General features: G+C 30.2%; 19 protein-coding genes and 1 other RNA gene. 12 read left to right on the top strand and 8 right to left on the bottom strand.

The annotated features are described in order from the left end of the window. Positions 1 to 80: 80 nt before the first annotated feature. Entirely contained in the window at positions 81 to 1,550 is a 1,470-nt protein-coding gene (locus L8V77_RS04015) for a DNA methylase (protein WP_263706825.1), read from the top strand. Further along, positions 1,543 to 1,737, top strand: a complete 195-nt coding sequence (locus L8V77_RS04010) for a hypothetical protein (protein ID WP_263679088.1) — start codon at positions 1,543 to 1,545, stop codon at positions 1,735 to 1,737. Before L8V77_RS04015 ends, L8V77_RS04010 begins: the two co-directional genes overlap by 8 nt. Positions 1,738 to 1,755: 18 nt before the next feature. Here the strand turns inward: L8V77_RS04010 and ciaB are convergent, their stop codons facing one another. Next, complete coding sequence (gene ciaB / locus L8V77_RS04005) at positions 1,756 to 3,591, bottom strand: invasion protein CiaB (RefSeq protein WP_263706823.1); 1,836 nt, start codon at positions 3,589 to 3,591, stop codon at positions 1,756 to 1,758. A gap of 64 nt (positions 3,592 to 3,655) precedes the next feature. Here ciaB and L8V77_RS04000 point away from each other — a divergent pair, with 64 nt between their 5' ends. From L8V77_RS04000 to L8V77_RS03990, 3 genes are all read left to right on the top strand, one after another. Next, positions 3,656 to 4,060 (top strand): acyl-CoA thioesterase, encoded by a 405-nt coding sequence (locus L8V77_RS04000; protein ID WP_039619080.1) that lies wholly within the window; start codon positions 3,656 to 3,658, stop codon positions 4,058 to 4,060. A gap of 64 nt (positions 4,061 to 4,124) precedes the next feature. Then, positions 4,125 to 5,054 carry a ribose-phosphate pyrophosphokinase gene (locus tag L8V77_RS03995; RefSeq protein WP_039619082.1) on the top strand — a complete coding sequence of 310 codons (930 nt, stop codon included), beginning with the start codon at positions 4,125 to 4,127 and terminating at the stop codon, positions 5,052 to 5,054. A 119-nt stretch (positions 5,055 to 5,173) separates the two neighbouring features. Further along, entirely contained in the window at positions 5,174 to 5,395 is a 222-nt protein-coding gene (locus L8V77_RS03990) for a hypothetical protein (RefSeq protein WP_263706821.1), read from the top strand. A 5-nt stretch (positions 5,396 to 5,400) separates the two neighbouring features. Here the strand turns inward: L8V77_RS03990 and ssrA are convergent. Then, positions 5,401 to 5,759, bottom strand: a transfer-messenger RNA (tmRNA) gene (gene ssrA / locus L8V77_RS03985). Position 5,760: 1 nt separating this feature from the next. Then, complete coding sequence (locus tag L8V77_RS03980; protein ID WP_039619086.1) at positions 5,761 to 6,171, bottom strand: hypothetical protein; 411 nt, start codon at positions 6,169 to 6,171, stop codon at positions 5,761 to 5,763. Positions 6,172 to 6,258: 87 nt separating this feature from the next. Here L8V77_RS03980 and ruvB point away from each other — a divergent pair, with 87 nt between their 5' ends. Next, entirely contained in the window at positions 6,259 to 7,269 is a 1,011-nt protein-coding gene (gene ruvB / locus L8V77_RS03975; RefSeq protein ID WP_039619088.1) for a Holliday junction branch migration DNA helicase RuvB, read from the top strand. Next, positions 7,259 to 8,302 carry an AI-2E family transporter gene (locus L8V77_RS03970; RefSeq protein ID WP_263682388.1) on the top strand — a complete coding sequence of 348 codons (1,044 nt, stop codon included), beginning with the start codon at positions 7,259 to 7,261 and terminating at the stop codon, positions 8,300 to 8,302. Before ruvB ends, L8V77_RS03970 begins: the two co-directional genes overlap by 11 nt. Before the next feature lie 6 nt (positions 8,303 to 8,308). Here L8V77_RS03970 and L8V77_RS03965 read toward each other — a convergent pair whose 3' ends face one another. After that, positions 8,309 to 9,610: an MFS transporter gene (locus tag L8V77_RS03965; protein ID WP_263706820.1), complete on the bottom strand. Its 1,302-nt coding sequence runs from the start codon at positions 9,608 to 9,610 to the stop codon at positions 8,309 to 8,311. An 88-nt stretch (positions 9,611 to 9,698) separates the two neighbouring features. On the opposite strand from L8V77_RS03965, the gene rdgB reads away from it, so the two are divergent. Then, entirely contained in the window at positions 9,699 to 10,304 is a 606-nt protein-coding gene (gene rdgB, locus L8V77_RS03960) for an RdgB/HAM1 family non-canonical purine NTP pyrophosphatase (RefSeq protein ID WP_263706909.1), read from the top strand. Positions 10,305 to 10,328: 24 nt separating this feature from the next. Here rdgB and L8V77_RS03955 read toward each other — a convergent pair whose 3' ends face one another. Genes L8V77_RS03955 through L8V77_RS03945 form a run of 3 tightly spaced genes read right to left on the bottom strand, consistent with a single transcriptional unit; the run spans position 10,329 to position 14,059 of the window. Beyond that, positions 10,329 to 12,794, bottom strand: coding sequence for an efflux RND transporter permease subunit (locus L8V77_RS03955; RefSeq protein ID WP_263706818.1), 2,466 nt, complete (start codon positions 12,792 to 12,794; stop codon positions 10,329 to 10,331). Then, entirely contained in the window at positions 12,794 to 13,363 is a 570-nt protein-coding gene (locus L8V77_RS03950; RefSeq protein WP_047208573.1) for an ABC transporter substrate-binding protein, read from the bottom strand. The genes L8V77_RS03955 and L8V77_RS03950 overlap by 1 nt, the downstream gene beginning before the upstream one ends. Positions 13,364 to 13,372: 9 nt before the next feature. After that, a complete protein-coding gene (locus L8V77_RS03945) occupies positions 13,373 to 14,059 on the bottom strand; it encodes a VacJ family lipoprotein (RefSeq protein ID WP_263706816.1) in 687 nt (228 codons plus the stop codon). Between the two features lie 219 nt (positions 14,060 to 14,278). On the opposite strand from L8V77_RS03945, the gene modA reads away from it, so the two are divergent. From modA to L8V77_RS03930, 3 genes are read left to right on the top strand one after another with little or no spacing between them, the layout of a single operon-like run. Beyond that, on the top strand, positions 14,279 to 15,025 hold the full coding sequence (modA, locus tag L8V77_RS03940) for a molybdate ABC transporter substrate-binding protein (protein WP_263706815.1): 747 nt from the start codon (positions 14,279 to 14,281) through the stop codon (positions 15,023 to 15,025). Next, the gene (locus L8V77_RS03935; RefSeq protein WP_263706811.1) at positions 15,022 to 15,411 is read left to right on the top strand and encodes a hypothetical protein; all 390 of its coding nucleotides are present in this window, start codon (positions 15,022 to 15,024) and stop codon (positions 15,409 to 15,411) included. The genes modA and L8V77_RS03935 overlap by 4 nt, the downstream gene beginning before the upstream one ends. Further along, on the top strand, positions 15,405 to 16,259 hold the full coding sequence (locus L8V77_RS03930) for an ABC transporter ATP-binding protein (RefSeq protein ID WP_263706810.1): 855 nt from the start codon (positions 15,405 to 15,407) through the stop codon (positions 16,257 to 16,259). Before L8V77_RS03935 ends, L8V77_RS03930 begins: the two co-directional genes overlap by 7 nt. Positions 16,260 to 16,409: 150 nt before the next feature. Here the strand turns inward: L8V77_RS03930 and L8V77_RS03925 are convergent, their stop codons facing one another. Beyond that, positions 16,410 to 16,766 carry a hypothetical protein gene (locus tag L8V77_RS03925; RefSeq protein WP_263706809.1) on the bottom strand — a complete coding sequence of 119 codons (357 nt, stop codon included), beginning with the start codon at positions 16,764 to 16,766 and terminating at the stop codon, positions 16,410 to 16,412. Positions 16,767 to 17,025: 259 nt separating this feature from the next. Between L8V77_RS03925 and L8V77_RS03920 the strand changes: the two genes are divergently transcribed. Beyond that, positions 17,026 to 18,606 (top strand): beta strand repeat-containing protein (locus tag L8V77_RS03920; RefSeq protein WP_412175136.1); only part of this gene is annotated, 1,581 nt, incomplete at its 3' end.

The following is an 18,606-nucleotide window of genomic DNA, read 5'->3' as shown; positions in this document are numbered from 1 at the left end:
TAAAATTCATTTCCTTTCATCTATTTTAATAATTTTTACTGTTATAATTATAATAAATTTAAAGGCAAGCTTCACATACTATGCAAATTTATGCTTCTATTGATTTGAAATCTTTTTACGCTTCAGCTGAATGTGTTTTAAGAAATTTAAATCCTTTAACAACCAATCTCATTGTAGTAGATGAATCAAGAACAGATAAAACCATCATACTAGCAGTTTCACCTGCACTAAAAACTTACAATATACCTGGTAGATTAAGACTTTTTGAGTTTAAACAAAAAATCCACTCAATCAACCAAGAAAGATTAAAACAAACTCAAAAACACTGCTTTAAAGCTAAAAGTTTTGATACATTAGAACTTAAAAATGATTTAAATTTAGAACTAGATTACATCATCGCCAAGCCCAGAATGGCTACTTATATAGAATTTAGCACAAAAATATACAGTATTTATTTGAAGTATTTTGATGCAAAAGATATCCATATATACTCTATTGATGAAGTTTTTATTGATCTTAGTTCTTATCTTGAAAAATACAAACTTTCAGCTTATGAGTTACTTACTAAGGTTTTACTTGATATTTTACACACAAGTAAAATCACTGCAACAGCAGGTATAGGCACAAATTTATACTTAGCTAAAATTGCTATGGATATACTTGCTAAAAGACAACAAGTAGATGAAAATGGCTTGCTTATAGCCTTTTTAGATGAAAAATTATACAGATATAAATTATGGCAGCATAAACCTTTAAAAGATTTTTGGCGTATAGGTAAAGGCATTGCCTTAAAACTTGCAAATTTAAACATTCATACTATGGGAGATCTTGCAAGATTTTCTTTAAAACACGAAGCTTTGCTTTATAAACACTTTGGTGTTAATGCTGAATTATTAATCGATCATGCATGGGGTATTGAAACTTGCACGATGAAAGATATTAAAAATTACAAATCACAAAATCACTCTAAAGTCATGGCTAAGGTTTTACCTTTTGCATATGATAATAATCAAACAATAAAGGTTTTAAAAGAACTTGTCGATCATTTAGTGCTTGAACTTATACAAAATAACCTTAAAACAAATCATATCACGCTAGATATACAATATGATAAAAGCAATTTAGAAAATTCAAACCTTTTAGCTTCTTATAAAGGAGCTATTGCTAAAGATAATTATGGAAGAACTATACCTAAAAATGCTCATGGAAGTATAAATTTAGAAAATTTTACCCATTCTTTAAAAATCATCAATAAAAAAGCCTTGGAACTTTTTTATAAAATCAGCAATAAAAACTTAAGCATTAGAAAAATCAGCTTAAGTTTAAATAATATCACAGATAAAGCTCAAGAAAATTTCCAAGAATTAAATTTATTTAGTGATTTTAATGCAATTTTGCAAGAAAAAAATCAACTTGAAAAAGAAGAAAAACTTCAAAAAGCAAGACTTCAAATCATGCAAAAATTTGGTAAAAAGGCTATTTTAAAAGCTTCAAGCTTGGATGATGAGACTAAAGAAATTACTTCTTTAATAGGAGGTCATAATGCATGATGATTATAAAGATATAATAAATATAAAATATCAAAAATCAAAACAATTCCCACCAATACCAAGAGAAAAAAGAGCGGCGCAATTTGCTCCATTTTCAGTGCTAAATGGTTTTAGTAAAGCGATTTTAAAAACGCAAAAAGATATGGAAAAAGCATTAGAAAATAGCAAATATCAAGAAGAAAGCTAAGTTCTTCTTGATAAAATTTTATTTTGTATTAGAGTATTTTTCAAACTCTCCACTTTCATCAATTTCATTGCCATAAAGTTTGTGTAATTCATAGTAGTATTTTACAAATTCCTTACACTCTTCATCAAGTGGTAAAAACACCTCATCTTCTAAAACACAAAACTCATCTAAATAATTTTTAGCATCTTCTTTTAACATATAATGTCTTGCTAATTTATAGTAATTTTGCATAAACACAGCTTTAAAGGCTTCATAAGCTTCTTCATCAAATTTAATGTTTAATTTCTCATTTGCAAAAGATAACACCCCTGATTTAAACAACAATGATAAATGAATCAAACCTTCTGTATAATAAGGCTTAACCTCCTCTACTCTTTGCCAAGCAATCAATCCTATAGCCCTTTTAATAAGCTCATAAAATACAGGAAGCTTTAAATCATCTTCTTCATGTAAAAAGAAATTCACAAGCCCACCCGCAGTAGCTTTAAACTCTTCTATATTTTTAAACACACCACTTTCATTCATTTTCTTTTCGCTATCATTTGCCACAAAGAAAATATGCCCAAACTCATGACCTATGGTAGAAACTTCATAAATTCTTTTCCATAATTTTTCATTGTAAAATAAAATTTCTCTACCATAATCTAAAAATTCTTTTTCAAATACCATAGAAGAAAGCTTCATAAAAGGCTTGGTTTTAGCATTTTCATAAACATAATTTAAAAAAGCAAAGATCTTTTTGCCTGCTATATTGCTTACATACTCATCATTTGGTACTACTTGAGCAGAAAAAAGTCCCTTAAGCTCTGCTCCATAAAAAATCATAGGCATACAAATATAAAGCTGAGTTTTCTCAAGATTAAAATTTACCTCATCAAACAAAGCTTCATCTTCTTCATCTAAATTTGCATACACCATTGCAAAACTTTCTTTGATTTTATCTTTAAACTCACTCCCATTAAAATCACTCATATCTTCTAAGCGTATATCCCACTCAAGTGCTACTGCATGCGTATAAGAGTCTTCATAATATTCTAAAGGATGGCCAATTTGCAATGGACATTTTACTTCCATCCATGCAAGCTCTGCTTCTTGCCATTTTTTAACCACTTCATTATTATCTTTTTCACAAAATGCAAATTTTAATCTTTCTATATAGTCAATATAAGCATTTTTTTCATCATCTAACGCACAATTTCTTAGTTTTTCTAAAAGTTTATCAAACTCATATTCAAGCTTTAAAACCTCATTTTCAAAAGCCTTTGCATAAGGTAAAAATCTCCAAAGTGTTCCTATTTTAACTAAAGCTCCATAGCTTCTTTCACAAATTTCACCATCTTGATTAAGCTGATAAAGCTCATTTTGCTTTAAAAACTCCAAAGCATCGCTTAAATTTGGAAATTGTTCTTTTAAGATTTTATTATTTGTATCTAAAATTTGCTTACTCCAAACAAGCTCAAAAGAATTCATAACTACACCTATATTATGCACACCTTGAACTAAAGCCAAATAAAACTCATCAAGTAAATTTTTACTCTTAATCTCATCAATTAAATCTTGATGTTCTACTTCATAAAAGGCTCTTACCAAAGAAAAAACTTTATATTTTATTTGAGAAATTTCTTCTTCATTTAAACCTTTTTTCTCAAGCTCTTGGACTAAATTTTCCTCTTTTAAATCCACCAAACGACGCAACATTGCCAAAACATTGCTTTTTTCGTTTTCAAGATTAGTTAGTTCTAAAGCTCTATCTATCAAAGGATGACTTTGATTAGTTTGAAGTATATTATAAAGACTATTGATATTTTGTTTCCTATTTTTCACAATTTTTGCTATTTGCTTAAAATCATTCATTTTTTACCTTTCTTTATTTTTAAAACTTAATTATAATGTTTTTTTTAAAACACAAGGAGAATGTATGAAAGATATGGGAGAACCTAAGCTAAGAGTTATAGCTATGCCAAGCAATACAAACCCCGCTGGTAATATCTTTGGTGGTTGGATCATGTCACAAATTGATCTAGCCGGAGCCATTGCTGCAAGAGAACTTTCCCCACAAAGAGTTGTCACGGTTGCGGTAGATAAAATCATTTTTAAAGAGCCAATTTTCGTAGGTGATTTGGTATCTTGCTATGCAAAAATCATCAAAGCAGGTAATACATCCATCACCGTAGAAGTAGAAGTAGTTACTCAAAGAGCTAATGAATATGGCCGTGTGTATTGTATGCATGTAACTTCAGCTGTAGTAACTTATGTGAGCGTAGATAAAGATGGAAATAAATTTCCTATTGATGCGGATTTAAAAAGATTGCACGGCTTTTAATATGTTTTATTGTATTTTTAAAAAACTTTTTATATCATCACAAAAAACTTTCTAAGGCTTATATATGCGTGGATATAAAATATTTTCTGGTTCGGCAAATGAAGAATTTGCTAAAAAAATCTCAAAATACCTTTCATTGCCTCTAAGCAATGCGGGTGTAAAGCGTTTTAGCGATGGTGAAATTAGCATTCAAATAGATGAGAGCGTGCGTGGTAAAGATGTGTTTATCATTCAAAGTACTTGTGCTCCAACAAATGATAATCTAATGGAACTTTTAATCATGACAGATGCTCTGCGCCGCTCAAGTGCAAGCTCTATCACAGCTATCATCCCTTATTTTGGCTATGCTAGGCAAGATAGAAAAGCAAGCCCTAGGGTGCCTATTACTGCAAAATTAGTAGCAAATCTTATAGAATCAGCAGGAGTAGATAGAGTAGCTACCATAGACTTACATGCTGGACAAATTCAAGGCTTTTTTGATATACCTGTGGATAATCTTTATGGAAGTATTATTTTTAATGATTATATTAAAAATAAAAACTATAAAAACCCTATCATCGCAAGTCCTGACATAGGTGGTATAGCAAGAGCTAGAAGCGTAGCAAAAGCTTTAGGACTTGATATCGTTATAGTAGATAAAAGACGCGAAAAAGCTAATGAAAGCGAAGTGATGAATGTCATCGGAGATGTAAAAGATAAAGAAGTGATTTTAGTAGATGATATCATCGATACAGCAGGAACCATAGTAAAAGCTGCTGAAGTATTTAAAAGCAAAGGCGCAAAGTCAGTCATAGCTTGCTGTACTCACCCTGTGCTTAGCGGCGTAGCTTATGAAAGAATAGCCAAAGATGCGCTTGATGAGCTAGTAGTAACTGACACTATACCTTTAAAACAACAAATGGATAAAATCAAAGTCTTAAGCGTAGCACCTATTTTTGGTGAGGTAATACGCAGAGTTTATCACAATGAAAGTGTGAATTCTTTATTTGTATAAATTCTTTGCAAGGATTACCTTGCAAAGAAAATCTAAACTTCAAATAATTCTACAATTTTATATTAATTAAAACTATATTTTGCTATAATTAACAAATTATTATTAATTAAGGAGTTATTATGATTAAAAATTTAATCTTAAATTTTGGTAGAACTATACTTGATATAGCGGCTGCATTAAGCTTTATTATAGCGATTATTTATTCTATTGCGCTGATGTTTACTCTAGGATTTATAGTAGGTCTAGTAACACTTGTTGGATCTTTGGTTGCGATATTTTTAAGCTTTTTTGTAATTTATCTTGTCATAGATATAAGAGATGCACTAGTTAATAAAAACTAAATTACTGGTGGAGACGAGGGGAATTGAACCCCTGTCCAAAAATAAAACAACCACGGCATCTACATGCTTAGCAAAGGTGAAAATTTCATCTAGCCAAACTCACCTTCCAAAATTTCAAGCTAGACTAAGACTTTAACTTCAATCAAAACTTGTCAAATTTCAATCTACACTATCAAAAATGACCAAATTCTAAGCTAGATAGTATCACTTAAAATTCAGGCTCAACTGAACTTACGCAGCTTTAGCGTAAGCAGGAGCAAATTTAACGTTGTTTGCGTTTAATTTTAATTTGAGCTTTATACGCTTTGCTCAAAGCGACATGCCACCAAGGCCACTCTACTCCTGTCGAAGCCAAGTCGTCCCCATTATTTAGAAATTTTATCTGGAACATTTGCAATTTGAGGGTTAAATACGCTTAAAAAAGAAGCATTTTTTTCATAATCACTGCAATATCTATCAAGCTGCTCACCCACTAAAAACATCCAATCCACAAATTCATCGCTAGCAGGCCCATCAAATTTAGCTGCTTCTTGCATAATTTCCTCACAAAATGTGCAAAAATTTGCAATCTCATCTAAATTTAATCTTTTAGCAGCCCAAACCACGTTGTGGATATTTTGCTCTAAGTCTTTTAAAGCTTCTTTGTATTTTGAGCTATCACTGCTTAGCTTTACTATCAAAGGCTCTAAAACATCGCAAAGACTTCTAAAAAAATACAAAAAGCGCTCGATTTCTTCAAGCTCGTAATCTAACTCTAATTGCTCTAAAATTCCCATAAAAACTTCTATAATCTAAGTTTAAATGTTTATTTTAGCAAATTTTAGATAAAATTAAAATTTCTTACAAAATAAAATGGAAAAAATATGGATAGAATCGTAGAGATTGAAAAATTCTCCCCTGATGAAACTTATGAAACAAGCCTTAGACCTTCAAATTTTGACGGCTACATAGGACAAGAAAACATTAAAAAAAATTTAGAAATTTTCATCAAAGCTGCTAAAAAAAGAAATGAATGTCTAGATCATATCCTTTTTAGTGGGCCTGCAGGACTTGGTAAGACAACTTTAGCAAATATTATCTCATATGAAATGAATGCAAATATCAAAACTACCGCTGCACCCATGATAGAAAAAAGCGGGGATTTAGCTGCGATTTTAACTAACCTTAGTGAAGGAGATATTTTATTTATCGATGAAATTCATCGCTTAAGCCCTGCCATAGAAGAAGTGCTTTACCCTGCTATGGAAGATTTTCGTCTTGATATCATCATCGGCAGTGGACCTGCTGCACAAACAATCAAAATCGATTTGCCCAAATTTACTTTAATAGGTGCTACTACAAGAGCAGGTATGCTAAGCAATCCTTTACGCGATCGCTTTGGTATGCAATTTCGCTTGGAATTTTATAAAAATGAAGAGCTTGCTATCATTTTAGAAAAAGCAGCTCTAAAGCTTAATAAAACTTGTGAAAAAAAAGCTTCTTTAGAAATAGCCAAACGCAGTCGCTCAACCCCAAGGATTGCTTTAAGATTGCTTAAGCGTGTAAGAGACTTTGCTGATGTAAATGATGAGGAAATCATTAGCGAAAAAAGAGCTAAAGAAGCGCTTGATTCTTTAGGGGTAAATGAGCTTGGTTTTGACGCGATGGATTTAAGGTATTTAGAGCTTTTAACTGAAGCTAAAAGAAAACCTATAGGACTTTCTAGTATAGCTGCAGCATTAAGTGAGGATGAAAACACCATAGAAGATGTGATAGAGCCATATTTACTAGCAAATGGTTATATAGAAAGAACAGCCAAAGGTCGTATTGCAAGCTTAAAAAGTTTTGATGTTTTAAAATTAAAATACAACAAGGGTTTATTTGATGAAAAGTAGTAATTTTTTCTTAATTAGCTTTATTTTATTTATTTTATTTTGGGTGCTTTTTTTATTTAAACCTTTTTTGATGAATATAGCCATAGCAAGTTTAATGGCTGTTTCTACTTCTAATGTTAATGTTAAATTCTTAAATATATTCAAAGGTAAAAAAGTCATAGCAGCAGCAGCTACCACTGCTTTTATGTTAGCTTTATTTTTTATACCTTTTGTATATGCTATTATAGAACTTGCAAAAGCAGCTAGCGGTTTTAATATAAGTTATATTCATAATACCATAGAATATTTTAAAAATTATTCTTTGCACCTACCTGAATCTCTAAGCTTTATAGAACCAAAAATCAAAGAAGCGCTAGCAAGTATTGATTTAAATTCCATCTCTAAAGATGTTTTAACCTATCTTTCAAGCGCAACTAAATTTGGGACTAAATTTCTAACTGATATGGTGTTAATTTGTGTGTTTTATTTCTTTGCTAATCTTTATGGAGCCCAACTCATTGGCTATATCAAAACCATAGTACCTATGAAAAAAGAAGAAACTCAAGGCATTTTAAGTGAAGTGAGTAATGTAATGTCTGTTGTGTTTTATTCTATGGTGCTAAATGCCATTTTGCAAGGAGTGCTTTTTGCTATCATTACTAAATTTTATGGTTATGATGCGATTTTAATGGGGATATTATTTTGCTTTAGCTCTTTAATCCCTGTTGTAGGCGGGGCATTAGTTTATGTGCCTGTTTCTTTATATGAATTTGCCAATAACAATCTAAGCGGTGCTTTAGTGATTTTCATTTATAGCGTGGTAATGATATCTTTTATCGCAGATACTTTAGTAAAACCTTATATCATTAAATGGATTAATGAAAAACTTGTTCAAATTCCAACGCAAATTAACGAACTTTTAATTTTCTTTGCGATGATAGCAGGAATTTCAAGTTTTGGTTTTTGGGGTATTATCCTTGGACCTGCTATTTTAACTTTCTTTATTTCTACTTTAAAATTATATGTGATTTTAAAAGAAAAGCATTTTGTATAAAAGCGATTATTTTTCAATAATCGCTAAAATTTCTTCTTCGCTTGTGAATTTTTTATTATATTTTATCACTAAAAATTTAGAGTTTTTATACACATCTAAAACTCCATTTATGCCTTTAATCATATTTAAATCATGTTTTGTTTCTAAAGATAAATAGACATTTTTAAAATCTGCTGGACTTTGTAAAAACAAAAGCAACACAAACCAAATCAAAGACAAAGCTATCAAAATAAAAGCAAGAGAAACTAAACTAAAATGGTGTAAAAAATACCCTCCAACAACACCACCTAAAAAGCTTCCAAAATAGCCAAAAGCATTAAACACACCCAAAGCTGCACCTTTTTCATTTACCTTAGCAAATTTACTCGCACAGCTTTGCATAATAGGCTCATGTAAATTAAATCCTATAAAAAACACTACAACACCCACCATAAACACTAAAGCATTATGCGAAAAAGCAAATATAATATAAGCAATGATAAAAAATGCCACACCTAAAAGCAATATCTCTTTACTTAAGCCTCTTTTTTCTCCCAAAGATCCTGATAAACCCATAGCTAAAAACCCAAGCACCATAGAGCTAACATAAACATGCCATAAATTCTCACTTGGATAATTAAACTCATGCACCAAAACCAAAGGAATACTTAAAAACGCAATACTCATAAGCATTTTTTGCATACAATTAGTAAGATTCATCAAAGCTAAGTTTTTTTCTTTTAAAAGTTTTTTTAATGGGGTTTTAGTATTTTCATGTACTATTGTATGCTCTTTTGGTACAACGCTAAATAAAAGCACGATACAAATTAAACTCAAAATCGCACTTAAATCAAACAAACTTGAAAGTCCAAATTTAGCACTCATTAAAGGAGAAAGCACCAAAGAAGCTGCAAAAGAAAGTCCTATAAATGAACCCATGATAGCCATAGCCTTACCACGATTTTCTTCATTAATAAAATCGCTTATCATAGCAGTAGCTACTGCTCCTATGGCTCCTGCACCTTGTAAAAGCCTTCCAAACATCATCGTATAAATATCATCAGCATATGAACATACCAAAGAACCTATAATAAACACCACAAGTCCTATTAGCATAGTTTTTTTACGCCCTATTTTATCTGAAATGATTCCAAAAGGAACTTGCAATGCCATTTGAGTTAGAGCATACACACCTACCAAAAGCCCTACTAAAAACTCATTGGCTCCTTTTAAATTTAAAGCATATAAACTTAAAACCGGCAAAACTATAAACAATCCAAAAAATCTAGTTCCTACAATAAAAGACAAAGGTAAAACGGTTTTTAACATCTTTTCTCCTTATAAAGGATAATTTTACTATGATTTTGATAAACTTTTTTTAAAGTCAAAACAAAAAGAGTAATTTATGAAGAAAAAATTGAAAATCATTCTAGCAACTTCTAACGCACACAAAGTAGAAGAAATCAAAAAATTTTTAACTACTTATGAAATTTATGCCTTAAATGAAATCATCACCCCTTTTGAAATCATCGAAGATGGCACGAGTTTTAAAGAAAATGCTTTGATAAAATCTAAAGCTATTTTTAATGCTTTAGGCAAAAAGCAAGATGAATTTATCACCTTAAGTGATGATAGCGGTATAAGCGTAGAGGCTTTAGACAATGCACCGGGGATTTTTTCTGCAAGATACTCTCAAGAAGGCACTGATGAGGCCAATAGAAACAAACTCATCCAAGCCTTACATGAAAAAAATCTACATCAAAGTAAAGCTTTTTACACTGCAGCCATAGCCATAAGTTCAAAATATGGACATTTTAGTACGCATGGATATATGCATGGCCTTGCTATTGATACTCCAAGGGGTAATAGTGGCTTTGGATATGATCCTTTATTTATCCCAAAAGGTTTTGATAAAACCTTAGGTGAATTAGATGAGCAAGTAAAATTAAAAATTTCACACCGCTCGCAAGCACTAATGTTTGCTACTTACATCTTAAGAGCATTAGAAAAAATGGAGCATTAATGAAACAATTTATAAAATATATGCTTATTGCTTTTGGGCTTTATGTGATTTGGATGTTGCTTTATTATAATTTTGCTTAAGATAATGATAGCTTAAAATAAAACTTGGTAATAAAAAAAGCGAACCAAATAAAAGCAAACTCATAGCCAAAACTGTAAGCAAGCCAAAATAAATCGTCGGGATAAAATTACTACTAATCATCACTAAAAAGCCTAAGATAATCGTAACGCTAGTATAATAAATCGCACTTCCTATACCTATATGTGAAGCTTTTATAGCCTCTTCTAAGCTTTTATGTTTTAATTCTTCTTTAAAACGATGAATATAATGAATCATATCATCAACCCCTATTCCTATACAAATAGCAGCTATGGTAATACTCATAATATCAAGTGGTATATTGAAAACACCCATTAAGCCAAATACCAAAGCCAAAGGTATGAGATTGGCCAAAATCGCTACAAAAGCATAAACAAAACTTCTAAAAATCACCACAAATAAAGCAAAAATCACAAGCACCACAAAGGCTAAAGTGTCAAATTGTGATGAAAAAAGACTTTGAAGCATATTATTATACAAAGGCATAATACCACTGATTTTAACCTCTACATTATCTTTTTGTAAAAGTTCTTTTAAGTCTTTTTCAAGCTGTTTTAAAAAAGCATCGCGTCTTAAATTTGGATCACTATCTAGCATACGCACGCTAAATCGCAACTCATTATTTTCTACACTTACAAAAGGGGTTAAAACTTGCTTTTTAAAATTCTCATCTAAATTTTCATATAAAAACGCTAAAGCAAAATCATCTAAAGCCTTACCATCATTAATACTTTTTCCAAGCTCTAGCAAACTTTGCAAGCTAAGCACAGAACCTACATATTTTTGCTTACTTAAAAACTCATGAACCTTAGCAGCTATTCTTGTTTTTTCACTACTAAAAAAATACCTATCATCTTTAGCTAAATCATCAAATTCTTGCTCAAACTCATCTAAGCTTTCATTTTGTTTTGGATCTTGCTTAAACTTAACAATCACATCTAAAGGCATAGTTCCGCCTAGCTCTTTATCTATAATCAACAAACCTTGTTTAATCCTAGAACTATCTTTAAAATAACTCACAAAGCTATTTTCTACTTTAATTTGTAAAATTCCATACAAAGCAAAAGCCACACAAAATAAACTTATGCCATAGATCACTTTTCTATGTTTTAAACTTGCATTTGCACAAAAACTTAAAAATTTCAACGAATTTTGATTAAGCTCTTTAAAATTTAAACGTGGCATTAGTACCAAAATACTTGCAAAATAAATATAAGCTAAAATCAAACTCACGCTAATACCAAGACTCATCATAATGCCAAGTTTGATAATAGGCTCAATATCTGAAAAGACAAAACTTAAAAACCCAACAACTGTGGTTAAAATAGCAAAAAAACTAGGACTTGCTTTATCAAGCAAGGTTGAGAGTAAAAGCTTATAAACGCTAGCTTTTGGGTGTTTGTGTAAATTTTCTATAAAATGCACGATTAAGTGTATCACAACAGAAACGGTGATAATAAGCACTAAAGCTACATAGTTTGAAGACACCACAGTAATATCAAAGCCCAAAAGTGCGAAAATCCCGCTTGAAGTAAAAAGCGAAACCACACAAATTCCCAAAGCCAAAAACACCAAGCGCAAAGAGCCAAAAAACCACCAAAGCGCTATAAATAAAAGCCCTATTAAACTAAGACCATAAATTTTTAAATCACTTTTTACATAATTAATCATATCATTAGCGATCATTTCTACACCGCCAAGGTGCAAAAAGTCTCCATTTTGACTATATTTAGATACTATTTTAGTAATTTCTTCTAATCTTTTGGCACTAAATTCTCTTGAGTTTTCTTGGTGTTTTTTAATCAAGGCTCTAAAATGCTCTTTTTCATTTTCACTTTTTGCATTATCTCTTGAATTAATCAAGTCATTATAAACAAGATCAGGTGCTAGATAAATCAAAATTCCTGTTGTTTTTCCATCTTTTGAGATGATATTATTTTTATAAAAGGGTTGGTTTAAAATTTCTTTTTTAGCTAGATTAACATCCACATCTTGACTAAAAATATTAGGTATATTTTGGATAAGCTCTTTTAACTCTTTACCTTTAGAACTTGCAAGTAAAGGCGCATTAGTGATAGAAAATACCTTTTGCACACCATTGATTTTTTCTAAATCAAGAGTTAAATTTTTTATAGTTTCTAAATTTTCTTTAGCAAAAATATCTTTATCTTTAGGAGCAAAAGCAAGCATTAAAAAATTATCATTGCCATAACGTGCTGAAACTTCTCTATATAGTTTCAAACCCTCATCATGCTCTAAAAGCAAGCTTTCAGCACTTGCATCAACACTTAAATTTTTAGCAAAAAAACTAAAAAATATACAAAAGATTAAAGTAATCCCCAAAGTTAGCTTTGGGAAATTAAGAAAGATTTTTAAAATTTTACTTAGCATTATTTAGAAAAATCAACACTAGAAAGCTTTTCAAGCAAGGTTTTAAAATCGCCATTTTGTAAGACATCTTTAAATTGTGAGCGATAAGTTTGTATAATACTTATACCAAAAATATCTACATCATAAATTTGCCAATCATTATTTTTATCATAAAATTTAAAAATTACAAAATTTTCTTTGCCATCTACTATCATAGAAGTTTTCAAAAAAGCTCTTTTATTTTTTTCTTCTAAATTAATCACTTTTAATTTTTGAGAATCATACAAAGCAAGCTTATCTGTGAAACTTTTTTTAAGGTTTTTTTCAAAAGCTTTGTTAAATTCATTTTTTTCATTTTCACTTAATTTTTCATATCTTGTAGAAAGACTAAGCTTAGCCATAAGCTCATAATCAAAAACACCATCAAATAAAGCAAAGATTTTTTCCGCCGCTTTAGCTTTATCGTTTTTATTTTGATCTAAAATTTTTAAGCTCTCATCAATTTTTTCTTGCATAGTTTTAGAAATATCTTGCAAATTTAAAGCGAATGCAAATACTACACTAAAAAGCAAAACTATGATTTTTTTCATTTTATCTCCTTATTTGATGAGTTCTTGGCGTCTTTGTTCATACGCATCGCGTATAAAAGTATAATAATCTACACTATTTTGGTAAATATCATCTATTTTTTCATACTCAAAACTTAATTCATTGAGTTTTAATGCAGCATTTACGCCTGCTCCAACCCAAAAATTCTCAATATATCCCTCAGGCACCATAAACCAATTTACAGGCAAAGCTAAAGCATCTCTTACATTATAAGGACCTAAAAGTGGAAGCACTAGGTGTGGTCCACTACCTACTCCCCATTTGCCCAAAGTCGTTCCAAAATCAGCCTCATAACTTTTTAAAGGAGTTTTGCTCGCACTATCTAACAAACCAAATCCAAAAATCACATTCACACAAAATCTTCCAAATTCCTCGCCAGCTTTTCTAAATTCTAAACTTAAAAGGTGATTGATAAATCTAAAAGGTGATCTTGTGGTATCAAAAGCATTTTTTACCCCTGTTCTTATAAAACTTGGAGTAACACTTTTGTAAGAAAGTGCAACCGGTCTTAAAAAATAAGTATAAAGATCATAATTAAATTTACTCATAGCTTTATTATAGCTGTAAAAGCTATCTTTGACTTCTTTTTTTTGATATTCTTGTTCAAAATCTTCAAAGTCATTTGCTAAAATCAAAGTATTAAAAAATAAACACAAACTTAGTATGTATTTTAACAAGCTTTTCCTTTTAAAATTTCATAAATTGAAATCGTAAATTATACAAAAATTAAAATAAATTTTTACATTAAAATACTTTTAAAATATTCTTTAAAAAGATTAAAAATTTTTATTTACCTATAAAATAAGTCTTAGAAAATATGCAAAAAATACAAATTTATTTTTGCTTTTAAAAATAAGCTATAATTTTTTCAAAATTTACTATTAAAAGGATAAAAAATGAAAAAAATTTTCACCCTGCTTTTTTTGTGTATTTTCGGCTATGGCGCTGATGTAAATATCGCTGCAGCTGCAAATGTAGCTTATGCTTTTAAAGCCTTACAAAAAGAATTTCAAAAAGAAAACCCTGATATTAGTATCAATGTAAGCTTAGGTGCTAGTGGAAATTTAGTTTCGCAAATCAAAAATGGAGCACCATTTGATATATTTATGGCTGCAAATATGAAATTTGCACAAAGCTTGTATGATGATAATTTTGCTAGTACAAAACCTATTATTTATGCTAAAGGAGCTTTAGCTTTACTCAGTGTTAGAATGGATTTAAGCAAAGGCTTAGACACACTTAAAGAAGAAAAAGTCAAAATCATCACCATAGCTAATCCCAAAGCTGCTCCTTATGGTCAAGCTAGTATAGAAACTTTACAAAATGCTAAAATTTATGAGCAAACAAAAGCTAAAATCATCGAAGCAAAATCCATAGGAGAAGCACTTACTCAAACACTAAAAGCAGCTGATGTGGGTTTTATAGCAGCAAGTGCTTTATATGAAGATACACTAAAATCTTATAAACTCCAAGAAGGAAAAAATTATATTTTAATCAATCCAAAACTTTATGAGCCAATCAATCAAGGTATTATCATCACTTCTTATGGTAAAGATAATGCCAAAGCTAAGAAATTTTATGATTTTATTTTAAGCAAAAAGGCTAAGGAAATTTTCAAAGCTTATGGCTATAATATCCCATGATTAAAGCTAAAATAAATACTATAAAAAATCATGAAAATATAAACTGGGTAGAATTTCTTATAAAAAAACATAAATTATATATGCTTGCTTTAGAACTTGATGAAAAAGCAAGCATTGATCAAGAAGTTTTACTTGCTTTTAAAAGTAGCGAGTGCTTGCTTAGTAAAAAAAATTTAGAAAACTCATTTTTAAATACCTTTTATGCAAAAATCATTGATATTTTTCAAGGGCAAATCATCACTATCGTAAGATTAGAAAATGAAATTTGCACTTTTGAAGCTCAAATTAGCACCCATGAGTTTTTAGAACAAAATTATCAAAAAAATGATTTTATATTTGCTTATGTACATCCTAGTGCTTTATTTATCAAAGAGTATTTATGCTAAAACTTGATTTTGAAAAAATCTTTAAAAATAAAGAAAAAGAATTTAAACTTAAGGTTAAATTTGAAGTTAAAGAAGGAGAATTTTGTGCTATTTTTGGAAAAAGTGGCAGTGGTAAAACTACACTTTTAAGAATTTTAGCAGGTTTTGAAAAAGCGCAAGGAATTTGCATTTTTAATAATACGATATTTTTTGATGATAAAAACTTTCTAAGCCCACAAAAAAGAAAACTTGGCTTTGTTTTTCAAGATTATGCTTTATTTGAAAATATGAATGTAGAGCAAAACTTACTTTTTGCCAAAAAAGATCTAAAATTTGCTAATGAACTTTTAGAACTTTTAGATTTAAGCAAACACAAAAAAAGTCATATTTTAGAACTAAGTGGAGGACAAAAACAACGCGTAGCTTTAGCAAGAGCCATTATGCAAAAACCCAAACTTTTACTTTTAGATGAACCATTTAGTGCCCTAGATAATGAGATAAAACTACACTTACATGATTATCTTTTAAATATACATAAAATTTATAAAATCACTACTATTTTAATCAGTCATGATGTAAGTGAAGTTTATAAACTAGCCAATAAAGTCATCATTTTAGAAAATGGAGCTATCATTAAAGAAGGCTCGCCTAGTGAAGTTTTTTTAAAGACGCAAGGCTCACAAAAATTTGCTATAAAAGCACGCATTTTAAAACTACAAAAACAAGATAGCATATTTATAGCCATACTTGCCATAGGTAATCAAATCAGCCAAGTAGCGCTAAGTCCTTTAGAAGCTAAAGATTTTAAAGAAAATGATGAAGTGCTTTTGAGCCAAAAAGCTTTTGCGCTAAATTTAAGCAAGTGTTAAAATTATCACGATAATGATATTTTTAACATATAATTTTACAAATAAACAAACTTTAAACAACTTTAATATATAATTCCAAACTTCAAAATGTTATTAATTTCCAAAGGAGTTTTAATGTTAAATTTCACGGGGGGGGGGAATTGAGAATTCTCAATCAAGCATATCCTCTTTAAAAACATCAAACAATATTTCTTTTACTAAGAAAACCTTCTTATCTTTAGCAACTATATCTTTTTTAGCAACTTGTGCTAATGCTAGTATAACAACTATAGGCGATAAAGCTTCTAATGGTAGTATTACTATCACTAAAGCTAAAAGCACTACAAACAATAACAACAAACAAGTAAAAAATTCTAAAAGTATTAGTGGTGGCGGATGTAGTAACAGTGGTAATTGTACTATAAGCAATGCGCAAACAGGAACAGTAACCATAAACGGAAGTGACAATAACTCATTAACTATCACAGATACAGGTAGTATAAATGCAAATGGTAGTAACGCTATCAATGTAAGTCAAGGCGCTACTAATGTAACTATCAATAATGCAGGTAATGTTAATGGTGGAACTAATAATAGTGGTGCTGCAATTAATATAGGACATAATAATGGTGGCTCAACTATTAAAGATTTTACCAATAGTGGAACAATAGGTGATGGAAGTAATAAATTTGCTATTACTGTTTGGGGTAAAAATGATAACAAATCAACAATTGAAAAATTTGACAACTCAGGTTTAATACAATCAGGGAATGGTGAAGCAATATATTTGGGTAATACCACTATAACTAATTTTACTAATGGTGGAACTATTAAATCCACAAGTGGAGTTGGCGTTAATATAGCAAGTGGAACTACTATATCTAACTTAGAAAATACTGGTACTATTAATGGAAGTGATGGTATTAAAGTTAATAGTGCTACATTGCAAAATTTAGAAAACAGTGGGACTATAAGTGGTAGTGTTAATGGTGTTAAGGTTGAGGGTAATGGTGCTATAGATACTATTATTAATCGTGGTACAATCTATGGAAATAGTACAGGGATTTATGCCATAAAAAAAATAAATACTATTCAAAATTACGGCACGATAAAAGGAAATGGAGCTGATGCTATTCGTATAGGTGCTGGTTCTACAATTGATAATATAACCAATCATGGTGTGATAGAGGGGAATAGAGGAGGAATATATGCTTTTAATAATTCATATATAAAAACAGCTATTAACTCAAGCACTGGTACTATTATAACTCATACAGAAGGATATAATATTGACAATCAATTATATGCTTTAGGAGTTTTTGGTGGACTTTATGGATCTCCTCAAACAGATTATTTAAAAAATGAAGGTTTAATTTTATCTGCTGGTGCAGGTATGGGAGCTAGTTATCATAATAAAAAAAATGTTCAGACTATAGAAAATTCTGGAACAATTGTATACAATAAGGGGCAAAACAATGGACATGAAAGCTGGGGAACAGGTGCTGGTATATATAATTACAATGCTCACACAACTTTGATTAATAACTCAGGAATTATGCATGTTCTTAATGGTATTTGGCTTAGGAATAGCTCCACAGCAGAAACCATTCTTAACTCAGGAACTATCAACGCTTACAACCGCGGTCTTATGTTGCAAGGTGGTAAAGTTGATACTATTAAAAACACTGGAACCATTATAGCAGGAAATCTTGCAGTAGATATTGGTAGTAATGCAGGTACTGTTACATTTGAAGGAAAAAATTCTTTTGTAGCAGCTGATGGAATTACAGCTGTTGGAAGCTATAGAACAACTGACTCAATAGCACTAAAAGATGGTGCTACAATTGCAGCAATAAATTTTAATGAAGATAGAACAGCTTATACTTTTGATTATGAAGGTTTAGCTTTATTAAATCAAGGTACTATAAATAAAAGCATTAGTCTTGATGGTGGATCTAAAATCATAGGAATACTTCGTAATAGTGGCAACATCAAAGAAGGCATTAGCCTTGACAAAGAATCTAAAATCATAGGAGCTCTTCATAATAAAAACACCATAGGTGGTAATATATCTTTAAATGATAAATCCTATATCACTTCAATCAATAATGAAAAAACCATACAAGGCTCTATAGACTTAAAAAACAAATCTCATATAGATAGTATTATCAATAGTGGAACCATAGATGGTGGTATTAAACTAAACGATAGCACTATAGGTTCTATTACAAACAATGAAGGTGCTAAAACTGATTTAGACTTAAGTAATAACTCAGTAGTAGGAACTATTACTAATAATGGGGATATGTTAATTAGTAGAGATGAAACTTCATCTATAGGTACATTTGCTAATAATGGTAATTTAAAA

Source organism: Campylobacter sp. IFREMER_LSEM_CL2127 (genome assembly GCF_025771745.1).
Taxonomy (GTDB): Bacteria; Campylobacterota; Campylobacteria; order Campylobacterales; family Campylobacteraceae; genus Campylobacter_D.
Note: the sequence above shows the minus strand (reverse complement) of the source record. Positions and strands in the feature narration are given on the sequence as shown.